The following is a 276-nucleotide window of genomic DNA, read 5'->3' on the forward strand; positions in this document are numbered from 1 at the left end:
CTTAGACCAGGCTAGTACTGAAACGATGCTGGATAAAATTGATTTTGGTTAGGAGGCTGGCTTTATGGATTTAGATTTTAAATCAAACAAGTATGATCTTTTTGATGATTGGCATCAAAACAAGACTAAACAAGCCTTTACACAAAAGTTGCAGCAACAAGCTCAAATTGAAAAAAAACAATTACCGCAATTATTGTCGCGTGAAGATTTAAAAATTCGTTGGCAGATGAACTCTCGTCAAAGTGTTCATCAAGTTGCTAGTAAGCCTGATTTTCC

Annotated in this window: 1 pseudogene; it reads left to right on the top strand. The window is 35.5% G+C overall.

Annotated features, from left to right (window positions below):
* Positions 1-64 precede the first annotated feature (64 nt).
* Positions 65-276: pseudogene (locus tag HC026_RS13230) on the top strand (hypothetical protein); the annotation flags it as partial.

Origin of the sequence: Secundilactobacillus angelensis (assembly GCF_012641075.1) — a bacterium.
Lineage (GTDB): Bacteria > Bacillota > Bacilli > Lactobacillales > Lactobacillaceae > Secundilactobacillus > Secundilactobacillus angelensis.